Below are 13,764 nucleotides of genomic sequence, written 5' to 3' on the forward strand. Positions count from 1 at the left end.
TAACTATTTTTGGCTGCGATTAGCCTGTTAGATTTTTTAACTAAGTTCGTGAACTATTTAATCCAAACTTCATCAACGCCGTCACCATAAGAATCACCATCGGTTAACACGGCACGACCATCCCAAGCTTGATAGCCATAGTACGTATCTGAGCCACCTTCATCCCATGAAACGACCAATTTAACATATGCTTTTTGCACGTATTTGGTTGGGTAGTAGTCGTCAGCGTAGTCAATGTTCGTGACATCATATGATAAAATTCCGGAATTCGCTTGGCTAACAATTGTAGCGCGACCATAATATGTTGATCCATCAGTTTCTTGGGTAACATAACCATCACCTGCGATACTCATTGAATAATATGAGCGATCTGCATCGCCACTAATAAAGCTAAAGTTCCCCGTGAATTCTGGGTACGTGCTGATATCATATGTTGCGGTTGGCGCCGCGACCGCATTTGCAGTAGCATTAGCTTTCTTGGTCGCCTTGGCTGCTTTCTTAGCCGCTTTGGCTTTTTGTGCAGCCGCGACACCATCCGTGTTAGTTTGTCGTAATACATCAACTGCATCTTTAATGTCCTTAAATGCTGGCTTACCAAGTTCGGTCACCGACATCGTGTTCAATTGCGCATTTGACTCTTCAAAACTCCCACTATCAGTCAGCGTCCGGGCTGCTTGTAAAATTCCCTCATACTTAGCAACTTCGGTCTGTTCATCATCGACATTTTTGGTGCTTTGTGCCACCTCTGCGTTGTTACCAGCATCACCGGCTAATTTAGCACCACAACCAGTCAACATAATTGTTGAAATTAGGATAATTGCCATCATGGCAAATTTTCTCGTATGTTCTTTTTTCATCGTTTTAGACCTTTCCTTCCGTATCTTTATTGTTGTTAAACAAAAAACGATGTCAGGGCGTAGCACAAAAAAACTTTTGTACTCATGTCATCCCTAACATCGTTATACTTATTCATTTTTTGTAATTCCAGTGGGCCTATTTTCCCTAAAACATTCCCATTTCATATCTACAATTACACGATACCATTTTCATTAATTATGAACAAATCAACTGTTTCATAATTAATGAAAATGGCTTTCGCTAGTACTTTTGTATAAAAATTGTATTAAGTAAATTTCTATATACATAGTATAGCAAGCTACCATAACCCTAGTTTTTGCAAGGTTCGTACATACTAGCACGTTGTTTTACACGTGGCTTTCATATACATTAATTATCGCCGTTATCGTAGGCTTTCGAGCGTACTGTTGACTATTTATTTTATCCACTGCCATTTTATACGCACAAAAGTTTCGATTTCTAGTCATACTTAAGCGGACTAAAAAAACCAACAGATCGCTAATTGGTTCTATTTATTCTAGCGTAGGATTATCATTTCTGTACTTTTGTTTAAAAATACTCACCTACCACGGAATATACTTTAGGCACTAGTTTGAGCACATCACAAAATCAGCGATAATTGATTTGATTGTTTCGGCCCACAACTGTTTTTTTCTGCTTTGATAATTATCCCCCAACTAACGAAGTGGCAGTAAATTACTTGGCGGGCGTAGCCTTTACACCGCGACTGGGGGAATATGTGTGAAGCACATATTTCCGCTGAGGATAAGATGAGGAGTCTTAGGAATTTATTCCTTAGACTCCCAGCTTGTCCGAACCGCCCAAGACCGCACTTTGGCTTGGGAGGCCGCTTCCAGCGTGGTGCGCCAAGTAATTTACTGACACGTAGTGGCCATTTATATCCAATCCCATGTCAGACGGAATAGAGCCCGATATTTAAACTGAGTAAAATCAATCTGTTGGCCCCTTAAGCTATTTAATCTGTTTCCTGTCGTCAGTATTAGCGATATCTTGCCAATTTCGCTTAAGGACACCATCGACCCACCGTTTAGAAAAACCATAACGTTTCGCGAGTTCAGTTGCATTTGTTGAATCATACTCATTCACGATTAATGATTCAACTTTCTCAGCATTATATATTCGCACTGGGAAATTAACTTGGAGACCACGAAATTCTTCAACAAGCTCCCAAAATAAACGTTCATCATTACCAACGACATCATAAATACTGCGATATGGAGTATTTAACCCTTGCCGCACAATTTCTTCATTGTGACCTACCATCATCATGCTCCTCAATAGCTTAGATTTCTTTATCGTCTTTAATATACGCCGTTGCCTAGACAGAGCATGTCTATATACAGGATTAATAACGTGGTTTTTCTGTCGATAATTAATATCACCAGCAGTTTAAAACTCTGCAAAATAAAAGGTTCGTACAAAATTTAATCTGTACGAACCTTTCATGTTATTATGGCAAATTTCTATAGTAGACTAACGTTTCATCCGTTGGTCGAATCATCTAATTATCCTGTTTGTTCTTGCTGATGACATTATCAACCCAGCGCTTTGAAAAACCATAGCGTTGTGCTAGTACATCTGCATTAGAGCCATCATATTCATTCAACACTAAAATTTCAACCTGTTCGGCATTATACAAGCGCACCGGAAAGTTAACCTGTAATCCGCGGAATTCTTCAACGAGCTCCCAAAAAAGCTGTTCATTTTCTTCAACCGCATCAAATATTTTACGATAAGGTGCATTTAGTCCTTGTCGAATCACTTGATTATTATACTCATCTTGCATTGTTGTACTCCTCAATTATCATCATATTAGTAATGTACCAAATTTCACGAAGTCTATCTAACGCACGACGCGTGCAACCCGCTTGTGGTATTACACGTCAAGAAATAAATAATTAGTTTACTTTTTCTAATCGCTCCTTAGTGCCCTCTTTATGTACAAAAAAGCAGTTTTCGTTCATCAGTATAACGTTTTACTTATTGGAATATCATTGACAGTCGTTCGTATTTGGCTCATTTTTACTGAAAAAAAAGCAAAAATTTTTTTAAAAATTATGAAAACCAAGGTTATTGTTATACATATTTCTGTCAATTATCAGGAAACTATCACATGTATAAGTTCCACTGTTTTAAGTTAAATTTCTTAGAACACGACAAAATGGCCCGGTGAAATCTACCAAGCCGTTTTTGTTACCGTTTTCACATATTGTTTGTATCGACGCTTTATTGCTGCTTATATGCTTCCCATGAATCAAATGCTTCCGTTGTCGTGGCAAAGTCAGTATATCGTGCCAATAAGCCTCGCCGCGTCACCCGTGGAAGCTTCGCAATATCAGTGAACGTATAACCACTCAGCGCCATCCCCTGCAGTAAATCAGTTTTCCCGTACTTACCGTTAGTATGTAACCGAATGAAAGCATCTACCCGCGTATCGTTCAGTTCACGCTCGATACGTTTGGCGATTTGACCACTAAAGAGCATCATCATACCTCACTAATAAAAAAATTTCTATTCTTGTGCTTCAGCCTTTACCACAGCATCTTCGAGAGTCATCCCCGCGAAGTCTTGCGCACTGAACCAACGACCAGTCTTCTTGTCATCAAGGAAGGCTGCTACCACCATTCCGGAAGTGACCGTTTCAACCCCGTGGTGTGCATTCGCGCCACCCAAATCAGTCCGAATCCAACCAGGATCAGCCAAATTCATGGTCACATCAGTGCCGTTTAATTTCTTGGCGAAGTCTTTCGTTGCCTTATCAAGAGCTCCCTTAGAAGCCGCATAAGCAGTTTGTTCAGGTTGATTCTTAATCCCACTAGTCGTGTTGATAATGCGCCCCCAGCCACGTTCAATCATGCCAGGTAAGAATGCGCCAATCAAAATCATTGGTGCCATCAAGTTAACTTTATATGTCCAGATGAATTCATCGGTCCCCATTTCAGACCAGTCTTCATGTGCTTTAGGTTGCACTCCGGCATTGTTAAACAAAATATCAATTTGCGTTTTTGCCAAAACTTCATCGGCAATCTTCAATACATCAGCTTCTTCACTCAATTCACCGGCCACCGCGTATGCATCGACCCCGAGTGCCTTGATTTGCGCAACAAGGTCAGTTGTTCCAGTCAATTGCCGGCTTTGCACAACTACATTAGCACCCGCTTGTGCCATGAACAACGCGATTTCGCGCCCAATACCGCGACTTGCGCCAGTTACCAATGCCCATTTGCCTTTAACATCATTCATAATTTATTATTCCCCGTATTCTGTATATTATGTCTTAATTATACAGAGTGAAAGCTTAGATGTAAGCACTTTCATAAAATCTTCACATTAATCTAAATAGTCATATGCCTTACCATACAAAAAATTGATTGCCACTGTGCTGGATTCGTTCTAACTGGTATTCCCAATACCTCAATGTTTGCGCATCTTCATAAACCTTTCACGTTTCAATAACACTTATTATTAATCCACTTGCTATGATTTAGGTACAACGTAGACTAGGCATTCTACGAAATCTAATTTAAGGTAATACCAATGACTATAACTGCAACTATGCGCCCCGTCGCCATTTTTATGCGCTTGCTGAACGGCGACACGCTAAACAAGCAAAACCTTGCTGATGAATATGCCGTTAATTTGCGGACAATTCAACGCGACATTAGTAATTTGAATGCGTTATTTGCCAACGAAATTTCGGGCTATGCTATTGAATATAACAGTAATTTAAACGGCTATGAATTAGTCAGCACTCAACATAACCTCACTTCCCGAGAAGTCTTTTTGTTATTAAAAATGATCGTTGAAAATCATTCACTAAACGCTAACGAATTCAATCGTGTTAAGGATGGCCTCATCAACCTTATCCCACCAACCGAATGGACGAAAATCCAGCCCCTTGTCATTGACGAAATTGCCAATTACCACCCCATCAAACACGGTAAGGACATCATTGATTTAATCTGGACATTCTCAACTTATATCAAACAGAAAAAAACCGTTGCTGTTACATACCAACGGATGGACAATAAAGTCAGTGCATATGATATCTATCCGCAAGCCATTACTATGGACGAATATTATTTTTACATTTTAGCTTACAGTGAACACCATCCGACCAGCTTAGCTAGTTACCGCATTGACCGTATTCAAACGCACGAAATCGTCGGTACAGCACCTAATACGCACACCCCATTAGTCTCAGACAGTGACTTTAAGCAACGTTCACCCTTTATGTTCTCTGGTACTGCCGAAGTGGTCCAATTCCAATTCTACGGTAAGCCCGAAGCAGCACTTGATCAATTCACTAGCAGTCGCATTGTTGAAACCCTAGATGATTCCGTGATTATCGAAATCAAATCCGTCAACGAACGCGGTACGCTGATGTGGTTACTCAGCCAAGGCAGCTCGGTTAAAGTATTGCAGCCACAGTGTTTCGTTGATAATACGGTGAAAATGCTAAAAGCTCAGCTTGAGCGGTATGAATGTTAATAAGCGGCTGGGACATAACTTGTCCATTCTGCAAAATAAGCCTGATTCCTCCTTATCGTAAGGTAGATATCAGGCTTATTAGTGTGCGACAAAATGCTGCAAACCGCCGTTTCTCCCACGTCCTTTTTAACTTGCTGGGGATCACGGCATCGTACTACTGTTTTTATATTGTGGCTGCTTCCCAGCGACTGGATGCGTCTTTAGCCACAGATGAATTTTGTGTCCCAAGCTTACTGCCATTGTGGTTGCAGCTTGAATTTGCGCTTCCGTAATATAATCCACATGTACCCCCGCCGTAATTATGCAATTACCTAGTAAATCATTCTGAATTTCATACAGCACTAAGTCCGCTAGCAAATCATCCTTATGATAACGGCCATCGTGACTAGGGAAGCGGTACGTGGCCGATTTAACAGCTCGATTGTAACTTGTGACAGTTCCGATATGCGGGGTATCCCCACCTGTTAATGTAATCAAAATATCGTTACCAATCGGAATGGCAGTCGCCGTAATTGTATAGTTTGCTGCTCGCACCGTAAATTGCGCTGGTACATCAGACATCTACTCACCTCCCCATCGTTTCCCAAAATCATGTTGAATTTCCAACGCGTCTAAAATTTTCATCGTCTGGTGTTCGACAATCTCTTGGATGGTCTTGGGATGGTTATAAAACGCTGGCATTGGTGGGATTATTTGCACGCCTAAGTGCGCAAGCTTCGTCAAATTCTCCAAATGCAGCGTACTCAATGGTGTTTCGCGCGGAACCATAATTAGCTTGCGGTGTTCTTTCAACATCACATCCGCCGCCCGTGAAATTAAATTATCGCTGAACCCATAAGAAACTGACGCGACTGTTTTCATACTGGCAGGAATAATTACCATCGCTTCCGTTAAGAACGACCCACTCGCAATTGCTGCTCCCATGTCGCGGTGATTATAGCTCACATCAAAGAGCTCTTTTACTTCATTCAAACTAATATCAGCTTCTAACTGCAAATTTTTAGCCGCCCAAGGACTCATTACACCATGGACTTCAATTTCGGGAATTTGCTTAAGTTTACGTAATAAATCCACCGCATACACACTTCCCGAAGCGCCAGTCACACCAATAATAATTTTTCGTTTTTCTAGTACCATTTCCACTCGACCTCCTAGTTTAACTGCATTCAGGCTTCCCACACGACACCAGCATTTAGTTGTTACGCCAACCCAATTTCAGCGTGTCGTTTATTCTAAATATTTTTGCCAGTCAGCAACTTCCTTGAATTTTGCCCGTTCAAAATGCGCTTTTAAATCAAATGGAACCGTTCCATCCAGGACTAATTTAGCTGACATCCCCTGAAAGCGAATCATATCTGGCGCATATGCTGGGCTTTCCGAAGGATCCAACGGGTGGTTGCGCATCCCTTTTAACACCATGATGTCGTTACTTGCTTGAAAACGGGTATTCACCGTCCACATCACATCATTCATATCAAAAATATCCACGTCTTCATCAACTAAAATGACAGTTTTGAGCTCTTTGAACGCGGAAAAGGCTAGCAAAGCAGCTTGCCGTTGAATCCCTTCATCCGCTGGTGTGGTTTTGTGAACTTGCATAATCGTCATCAATTTACCACCACCAGCTGGCGGATTATAAACGTTTAACACTTTCCCCGGGATCGCCCGTTCAACGAGATTCAAAATACTGGCCTCGGTTGGAATACCCGCCATTGAAACATGTTCTTCGCTTGGACCTAACGTAGTTTGCATAATTGGCCGATTCTTGCGATGGGTGATTGCTTTAACTTTGATGACTTGCAACGCCGGATTAGCATCCCCGTTGTAGCCTGGAAATTCGGGCATTGCTTTCCCCGTATTCGTATTGATGTCTTCACGAATGCGTTCATGCGGTAAAATTTCGCCTTCAATCACAAATTCGGAGCGCGCCAACGCGAGTTCATCAACTGTAATGCCTTTAACAAGTTGGACTGGTTCATCCCGCAATGCACCCGCAACCCATAATTCGTTGTAACCCAGTGGCGTTGTAGGTGGCTCAAACGTTGCCCCGATTGAAACGGCCGGATCCAATCCGATATTGATGGTGATGGGCATTGGTTTGTTCGCCGCTTCATACTCATCAGCAAAGAGCCCAATATGCCGCCCACCTGGCATGATATAGATGCCAATAGTATCCTTACTTTCTAAAACCATGCGGTGAATCGTGACATCACTCATCGATTTATCGAGGCTCGAACCGTACACTAGTCCCATCGTGATATATGGCCCTGCATCGTATTCAGTATTTGTTGGCGCCGCAATCAACTTCCGAATATCAAATCCTGCATCAGTTGCCAAATGCACCACTTCTTGGGCGGGCGCTTCATTTTTAGTAACCGTAATTGGCTTGACGGGATGTTGAACAGCCTCATTCAACGCTTGCCCGAGATGCTTGTAATCAACATGCAATATCTGACCAACCCGTTGCCGACTTGCCAAAATCCCAGTCATTACGCGCGTCCCCGGAAAGCCTTTGATATTATTAAACATCATTGTGGGGCCAACTTGGGTAGGTCGCTTAACCGTTCCCCCCGCCCCGATATAGCGATAAACACCGGCCAGTTCAGCATTGGGATCAATTTCGATATCAGTTTCATGATATTGCCCAGGCTGTTCCTTTAATTCTGCTAGTACTTTACGTAAATCATATGGTTGTTTACTCATGCTTCCACCTCATATTCCATAAATTAAATTGCCCCGATGCTTCAAATGAGGTCCCCAAAAGGCCTCTATAATCTTAGTTACCGAATCAAGTTCATGTGACTCTTGATTACACTTTTATTATATGAACCTCGACCGGTAGGAACAATTCAGGTTCTGGAACCATATATTCCATAATGGAATACTCGGTATAATGACAAAACAAAAAGCCGGTACATACACATTTTCCCATGTGCATGTAACCGACTTAAGTTATTACCAAACGCAAAAATACCGCGCTATTTGGTAATTATTCGTTAGTTTTCTTATCGCTTAGCTCATCTTGCAAAGCATCAACATCCATCGTTTGCGTTGCATATGATGATGCTTTGAACGCCCGTCCTTCGAGTTCGGCGTTCACAATTTCTTCGTTGATTTGATTCATTTTAATGACATATTCCGCTAATAGTTGCGAACGGCGTTGGACATCACTTAAATATTTGTCTTGAACTTCACGATTATCAGCACTGCCACGGCTAAAAGCAGCTTCGTGGAGATTTAATTCATCAAGTTGCCTCATCAAATCCACCGTGTCATCTAACAAACCGGCAGCTTTAGCCCCCACTTCATAGATGAACTCAGCATTGTGCACATTCCGTTTTGGATTATTATTCAATAAATCACGATAACGTTCACTAATTTTGATTAGTTCGGCATTTTGCTCAATCACTGGTACCCAATCAAGTAAATAACGACTTAACATCGTTGAGGCAGGTTTTACCCGATATTCACGCAAACTCAAACGCGTCTTTTCCAGGTGTTCAAGCAACGCACTAATCTCATCGCTTGAAAAGGCGTCAATTTTAGCTGGCTGTTGCCGCTTCCGATATAAAATGCTAATTCCAACCACTGCTACTATGATAATTACGACGCCGATAATCATGCCCTTCACCTCAAAATCTGTTATATTAGCGCCGTCACCAAATTATTTTTGGCAGCATATTGGCAACAGCGCCCACCGTTGAATAAGTACAGTATAACCCACCACCTCATTAAAAGATTAGTTTGTTACACCATCGACTGTAAAAATTGCCAAAATTGATTGTTAACCGTAGAATGTTGACCTTTTTTTCGTAAAAATGCGAGTTCACTCGTCGGCGTCGTTACGAGTGGCCGTATTACCACCGCATCGTTTTGCGTTGCTAAAGCGGCTTTTTCCATCATCAATGAAATCCCCATTTGCTTACGAACTAAATCCATAATAATTTCAAGCCGGGTTCCTTCATAACCGATCTGCGGTTCAAAGCCCGCCGCTTGGCATAATTCGCGGACACGTTGCAGGAGTTGTGTTTCACGCCCTAATTGCAAAAACGTTTCTTGTGACAAATCCTGCAACTGAATTTGCTTGGCAGTTGCCAGCGGATGGGTCTTAGGTAGCACCACAACTAACTGATCAACTTCGGTCACAATTTTTTCGTACTTCGCATCTGCTTCAAAACAACGCGCAAAGATAATATCACTTTTACCAGTGTCCAAAGCATTCAAAATTACCGCTGACTCTTCATCTTGCACTTGCAACGTAATTTCGGGGTGCTGACGATGAAATTGCCCAATGATATCCAATCCCTGATACACGGCAATCGACGGTAGTGTCGAAATCGTCAACCGCATCGCCTTTGCCGCACCAAAATCACCCATCGCCACCTCAAGTTCATTGACTGCATCTAGTACTTGGCGCGCGTGTATCAACAATGCCTCACCCGCTGTGGTCAATTGTAGCTCACGATGGACCCGCGTAAATAGCTGTACGCCCAACTCAGCCTCCAATGCCAAAATTTGCTTGGACACATTCCCTTGTGTGGTATACATTTGTTCGGCAGTTTCACTGTAATTCAGCGTTGCCGCGGCATTGAGAAAAAATGTTAGTTTCTGGGTGTTCATGGCGCGCCCTCGATTCATAGTGGTTTTGCGATAAGGATTAAGTGCTTGTTTAATTTTACTACATAACTGGGTTTGCTTGGTTTATTACGTTACAAAAAAAGCGCACCCCTAAGGCAACGCTTCCGCAATTTATTTCATTGCAATAATCTTTCGGTACTCTGCCTGCGTTTCAGGCTTCGGCGCCACACTCCACGTTCCCGCGGGAATATTACCACCTACACGTCCACGCTTGTTCAACTCAGCGAAGCCGTCGCCCGCATACCCGCCAGCTTTATTACTCCAGACATAAACCTGACCATCATCAGCAAGGATATACTTGTAGACTTTCTTGCGTTGGCGCGTATTCCGATAATCATTAGCCATCGTGTAAGCATCAGTTTTACTGTCATAACCAACCGTGCCGTCCTTAGCGTAGTAAAATACTAGCCCAAACAATGCATGCAATGGAAACTTGGCTTTACCAGGTAAATTATTGTTTTTCACTTGGATGCGCCCATTAACTGTCTTGGCGTACCAGTCACCCTTACCATTTTTAGCATAGTCAAAATACCGCTTTGAAACTGCCATACCGCTGGCTTTTGCCTGTTCAACTGCCCAATCAACAAATGCATCTTTTTGAACGGTAGATAATTTCTTAATTACTTGCTTAGGTTTAGCTTTCTTTTGCGCTGCGGCTTGTTCCTTAGCTTGCGTCACAACACCATCCGTATTTTGTTGCCGAATTTGATTAGCAGATTCCTTCACTGCGGCAAAGGCGGCCGTGTTTAATTTAGCGATTGCCATTTGATTCAACATGCCATTCGATTCGTCATAGCGCTTGGCGTTCGTCAAATCTTGCGCTTTCGATACTAACTCACCATATTCACTCACTTCACCTTGGATTGAAGCATCACGTGCCAGTGATTTTTGCCGATGCGCTTCTGTCCGGCTTTCTTGTGTCCGCACGTCCTGATTATCAGCTTTATTAGTACACCCCGCTAACACGAATATCAGCGCCAACACGAGGGCACTGCCAATTTTATTTATTTTTTTATTCTTCAAATACTTGTCTCCACTTCTAAAATTCATATGTCCTATCGTACCATACGCATTTTGACGGTTCTATCGAAAAAACTGTGAAGATAACTAGTACGTACTCGACCAATTATTCACAGCCACACGATAGCACCAATGTGTTGTAGTCGCTGCCAGCGTGTAATTACACTGGTGTCAATAACACGACTATCGGCTGAACTAGCTCTAAATAAGTTTTCCACTGGTGAATAACTTGTTTGCGTCAAGCAGACATTCATATTTATGCAAATTGGTGCATAATCCATAAAATATCCATGATTATGCCATTTTAGCCACCGCAAACGTTGCTAAAACACTTCCCAATCCACATTGCCCACAGGAAATCCACATCCGGTGCACAAAAAGACCGCCCCCCAACAATGAGAAGCGGTCCACCATTATATTTTTCTCGCCCAATGAGTATTTCCACTGAACTTATTCACAATTCCCTAGTACTTATCCCCAGCCAAATCATTACTTGGCTTCAAGCCATCGCGGAACAATGTAAACGCCGTCCACAAGGCAATCGTGACGATCAACCAGTTCAACCAACTCAAAGGCAGTTGCTTAACTACGGTGACAGCCACAACCACGCCGACAATCCCACCTATCGCAATCCCGGCGAGGCCTTTCCATTGTACCCGATTCATCATTACAAATTGGGAACCTGAAACAGACATAATCATTGCGGCATCCAACATCATGACTGGAAAAGCCACGCTTGGATTAACACCGACAAGGGAGAAGAAGATCAATTCAGGCGCATAATTTCCCAACCCAATCGTCATCAAGTTACCGAGAATGAAGTTAAAAATCAAGCCGACCGGTAACAAAATACCATGTAACCCGTGAACCGACGCTGGATTTGTCACCCCTGGATTAGTAAATGTCCGAATAATAATAATCACAGCGGCAATCACTAACGCACTCCCTAATGCTACGCGCACTAGCCGGGCATTCCAACGACGGGTAATATGTGGACCAACATAGGCACCCAGCATCGCGGCCATCGTCATCGGTACAAGGGTCGTTAATTCAATCTTTACCGTTGTAATAAATAACAATGCTTCAACCATGACTGGAATTGCGTGGGCCGCATTCAACGTTCCTGGCAGCTTCGTGTCATCATCGGAAAATTTAGTTAGCCGAAACAAAGCTGAGGTCGTCGCAAATGAACCAACACCGAGGGTATCGCCTAAATCCGTGATAAATCCAATAATTACACCCAAGCCAAATTTGGCAAACGGATTAGCTTTTTGCCGGCGTGTCACCACGACAACCAACGTAATAAATGCAATCATCGTCACCACCAAGATGGCTTGGATAATGTGTAAAACAATTTCATCGTTCATATCTTGTACCTAATTAATTCTTTGCATGCAGTTGCAAAGTTCCCTTTAATTTACTCAATACTCAACTTTACTATATATAGAAAAGACTCTCAACCAATAGTTGGGAGTCTTGCATAAATTATTATTTATTTGGTTTTCGGAAGCTCAACGCGTGCGTTTGCAAATCAAGCACTTCTCGCACGATTTGCGCCGTGCCACCGAGCAGTGTTGCATATTCTACCGAACTACTTGAAATCGCCACCTGTGAAGCTACATAAGGTTGTAATGACTCATAGATTACCAACACCCGTTGTAACAAATCAGCATTCAGGGACATAATACGTGAGTGAATAAAGACAACTTCGGGTGCGTATTGTTGCACAGTATTGAAAATAATTTGCGCAGTCGCAATTACCCATTCATCAACCAAAGCAACTGCGCAGCTATCACGTTGCGCGTAAAATTCCATGAAGCCTTGGCGATCAATATACTCAATCTGTTTCTTTTCTGCTAATCGTTCAAACAGTGCATCTTCAGAATACAAATCTTCCAATCGTGCTGAGGCATTCGTCGTTGAACGCCCATCAACAGGTACACTGTGCCCCAATTCACCAGCTTGCCCTTGAAATCCACGATAAAGCTGACCGTCGATAATTACCCCAAGACCAATCCCGTTATGAATATTCACTGAAATCATATTACTAAAGTTAGCTTCAGTGTCATAGTCATGAAAATCCCGTAGATACACGGCTGATAAATTGGCTTCATTTTCCAAAATAACTGGTACATCGAATTCACTTTTCAACTCCGCAGCTAAATCAATCGTTGATAAATCAATAAAAGGTGAATACATAACCCGATTGCCGAATACCACACCGTGAACGGCAACAGCAATTCCCATCAAGCCGTTGTTCGTCTTGTAGCCATCATGTTTCTTTGTTTCGGCCTTCATTAATTCAACAATTTCACGACCAGTCATGTCACGTGTATTAATCGAAGTGTACTCGAGGATATCTCCGTTTAACCGTGTAACCATAACCCGTAAGTGATGTCGTCCCATATCAAAATCAACAACATGCCCAAACTGCCGATTAAAGGTCACCAGCATTGGTCGACGTCCCCCAACATTAGTCGACTCACCTTGACCAAGTTCTTCGATATAGCCCTCTTCCTCTAATTCACGATATATCGAAGAAATGGTCGACTTATGTAATTGTAGACTGTTTGCGATATCAACTTGTGAAGTTTGCGGATGATTAAACAGATGCTGCAACACAAGCTTACGATTGGTCGCTCGCATCACATCTTGATTCATTGATTTAGCCATAATTCCCCCAATTAAAATGTTTATAGTATATACTACATTTTACCCGAAATGTAAACGTTTTAA

General features: G+C 42.3%; 14 protein-coding genes. 1 reads left to right on the forward strand and 13 read right to left on the reverse strand.

The window, feature by feature from the left end:
* Positions 1–53 precede the first annotated feature (53 nt).
* The 5 genes from EQG49_RS05710 to EQG49_RS05730 all read right to left on the reverse strand — a co-directional run bounded on the left by EQG49_RS05710 (position 54) and on the right by EQG49_RS05730 (position 4,122).
* Positions 54–857 carry a hypothetical protein gene (locus EQG49_RS05710; RefSeq protein WP_133363070.1) on the reverse strand — a complete coding sequence of 268 codons (804 nt, stop codon included), beginning with the start codon at positions 855–857 and terminating at the stop codon, positions 54–56.
* A 973-nt stretch (positions 858–1,830) separates the two neighbouring features.
* Positions 1,831–2,148: a Mor transcription activator family protein gene (locus EQG49_RS05715; RefSeq protein ID WP_243115757.1), complete on the reverse strand. Its 318-nt coding sequence runs from the start codon at positions 2,146–2,148 to the stop codon at positions 1,831–1,833.
* 232 nt (positions 2,149–2,380) lie between these two features.
* Positions 2,381–2,665, reverse strand: coding sequence for a Mor transcription activator family protein (locus EQG49_RS05720; protein ID WP_133363071.1), 285 nt, complete (start codon positions 2,663–2,665; stop codon positions 2,381–2,383).
* A 440-nt stretch (positions 2,666–3,105) separates the two neighbouring features.
* Positions 3,106–3,366, reverse strand: a complete 261-nt coding sequence (locus tag EQG49_RS05725; RefSeq protein ID WP_133363072.1) for a hypothetical protein — start codon at positions 3,364–3,366, stop codon at positions 3,106–3,108.
* A 24-nt stretch (positions 3,367–3,390) separates the two neighbouring features.
* Positions 3,391–4,122, reverse strand: coding sequence for an SDR family NAD(P)-dependent oxidoreductase (locus tag EQG49_RS05730; RefSeq protein ID WP_133363073.1), 732 nt, complete (start codon positions 4,120–4,122; stop codon positions 3,391–3,393).
* Positions 4,123–4,416: 294 nt separating this feature from the next.
* On the opposite strand from EQG49_RS05730, the gene EQG49_RS05735 reads away from it, so the two are divergent.
* Positions 4,417–5,370, forward strand: a complete 954-nt coding sequence (locus EQG49_RS05735; protein ID WP_133363074.1) for a helix-turn-helix transcriptional regulator — start codon at positions 4,417–4,419, stop codon at positions 5,368–5,370.
* A 141-nt stretch (positions 5,371–5,511) separates the two neighbouring features.
* On the opposite strand, the gene lpdD is transcribed toward EQG49_RS05735, so the two are convergent.
* From lpdD to EQG49_RS05775, 8 genes are all read right to left on the reverse strand, one after another.
* On the reverse strand, positions 5,512–5,931 hold the full coding sequence (gene lpdD / locus EQG49_RS05740; protein ID WP_133363075.1) for a prenylated flavin chaperone LpdD: 420 nt from the start codon (positions 5,929–5,931) through the stop codon (positions 5,512–5,514).
* On the reverse strand, positions 5,932–6,507 hold the full coding sequence (locus EQG49_RS05745; RefSeq protein ID WP_133363076.1) for a UbiX family flavin prenyltransferase: 576 nt from the start codon (positions 6,505–6,507) through the stop codon (positions 5,932–5,934).
* 90 nt (positions 6,508–6,597) lie between these two features.
* Positions 6,598–8,073 carry a UbiD family decarboxylase gene (locus tag EQG49_RS05750; RefSeq protein ID WP_133363077.1) on the reverse strand — a complete coding sequence of 492 codons (1,476 nt, stop codon included), beginning with the start codon at positions 8,071–8,073 and terminating at the stop codon, positions 6,598–6,600.
* Between the two features lie 286 nt (positions 8,074–8,359).
* On the reverse strand, positions 8,360–8,992 hold the full coding sequence (locus EQG49_RS05755) for a hypothetical protein (protein WP_133363078.1): 633 nt from the start codon (positions 8,990–8,992) through the stop codon (positions 8,360–8,362).
* Positions 8,993–9,117: 125 nt separating this feature from the next.
* Positions 9,118–9,990 carry a LysR family transcriptional regulator gene (locus EQG49_RS05760; RefSeq protein WP_165964798.1) on the reverse strand — a complete coding sequence of 291 codons (873 nt, stop codon included), beginning with the start codon at positions 9,988–9,990 and terminating at the stop codon, positions 9,118–9,120.
* A gap of 129 nt (positions 9,991–10,119) precedes the next feature.
* Complete coding sequence (locus tag EQG49_RS05765) at positions 10,120–11,031, reverse strand: hypothetical protein (RefSeq protein ID WP_133363080.1); 912 nt, start codon at positions 11,029–11,031, stop codon at positions 10,120–10,122.
* 461 nt (positions 11,032–11,492) lie between these two features.
* On the reverse strand, positions 11,493–12,395 hold the full coding sequence (locus tag EQG49_RS05770; RefSeq protein WP_133363081.1) for a TSUP family transporter: 903 nt from the start codon (positions 12,393–12,395) through the stop codon (positions 11,493–11,495).
* A gap of 121 nt (positions 12,396–12,516) precedes the next feature.
* Positions 12,517–13,701 (reverse strand): ROK family protein, encoded by a 1,185-nt coding sequence (locus EQG49_RS05775; RefSeq protein WP_133363082.1) that lies wholly within the window; start codon positions 13,699–13,701, stop codon positions 12,517–12,519.
* Positions 13,702–13,764 lie beyond the last annotated feature (63 nt).

The sequence above is a fragment of the Periweissella cryptocerci genome (assembly GCF_004358325.1).
Classification (GTDB): domain Bacteria; phylum Bacillota; class Bacilli; order Lactobacillales; family Lactobacillaceae; genus Periweissella; species Periweissella cryptocerci.

Coding starts and splice junctions, on each gene's coding strand:
- EQG49_RS05710 (WP_133363070.1), bottom strand. CDS start 857: ATGAAAAAAGAACATACGAGAAAATTTGCCATGATGGCAATTATCCTA.
- EQG49_RS05715 (WP_243115757.1), bottom strand. CDS start 2,148: ATGATGATGGTAGGTCACAATGAAGAAATTGTGCGGCAAGGGTTAAAT.
- EQG49_RS05720 (WP_133363071.1), bottom strand. CDS start 2,665: ATGCAAGATGAGTATAATAATCAAGTGATTCGACAAGGACTAAATGCA.
- EQG49_RS05725 (WP_133363072.1), bottom strand. CDS start 3,366: ATGATGCTCTTTAGTGGTCAAATCGCCAAACGTATCGAGCGTGAACTG.
- EQG49_RS05730 (WP_133363073.1), bottom strand. CDS start 4,122: ATGAATGATGTTAAAGGCAAATGGGCATTGGTAACTGGCGCAAGTCGC.
- EQG49_RS05735 (WP_133363074.1), top strand. CDS start 4,417: ATGACTATAACTGCAACTATGCGCCCCGTCGCCATTTTTATGCGCTTG.
- lpdD (WP_133363075.1), bottom strand. CDS start 5,931: ATGTCTGATGTACCAGCGCAATTTACGGTGCGAGCAGCAAACTATACA.
- EQG49_RS05745 (WP_133363076.1), bottom strand. CDS start 6,507: ATGGTACTAGAAAAACGAAAAATTATTATTGGTGTGACTGGCGCTTCG.
- EQG49_RS05750 (WP_133363077.1), bottom strand. CDS start 8,073: ATGAGTAAACAACCATATGATTTACGTAAAGTACTAGCAGAATTAAAG.
- EQG49_RS05755 (WP_133363078.1), bottom strand. CDS start 8,992: ATGATTATCGGCGTCGTAATTATCATAGTAGCAGTGGTTGGAATTAGC.
- EQG49_RS05760 (WP_165964798.1), bottom strand. CDS start 9,990: ATGAACACCCAGAAACTAACATTTTTTCTCAATGCCGCGGCAACGCTG.
- EQG49_RS05770 (WP_133363081.1), bottom strand. CDS start 12,395: ATGAACGATGAAATTGTTTTACACATTATCCAAGCCATCTTGGTGGTG.
- EQG49_RS05775 (WP_133363082.1), bottom strand. CDS start 13,701: ATGGCTAAATCAATGAATCAAGATGTGATGCGAGCGACCAATCGTAAG.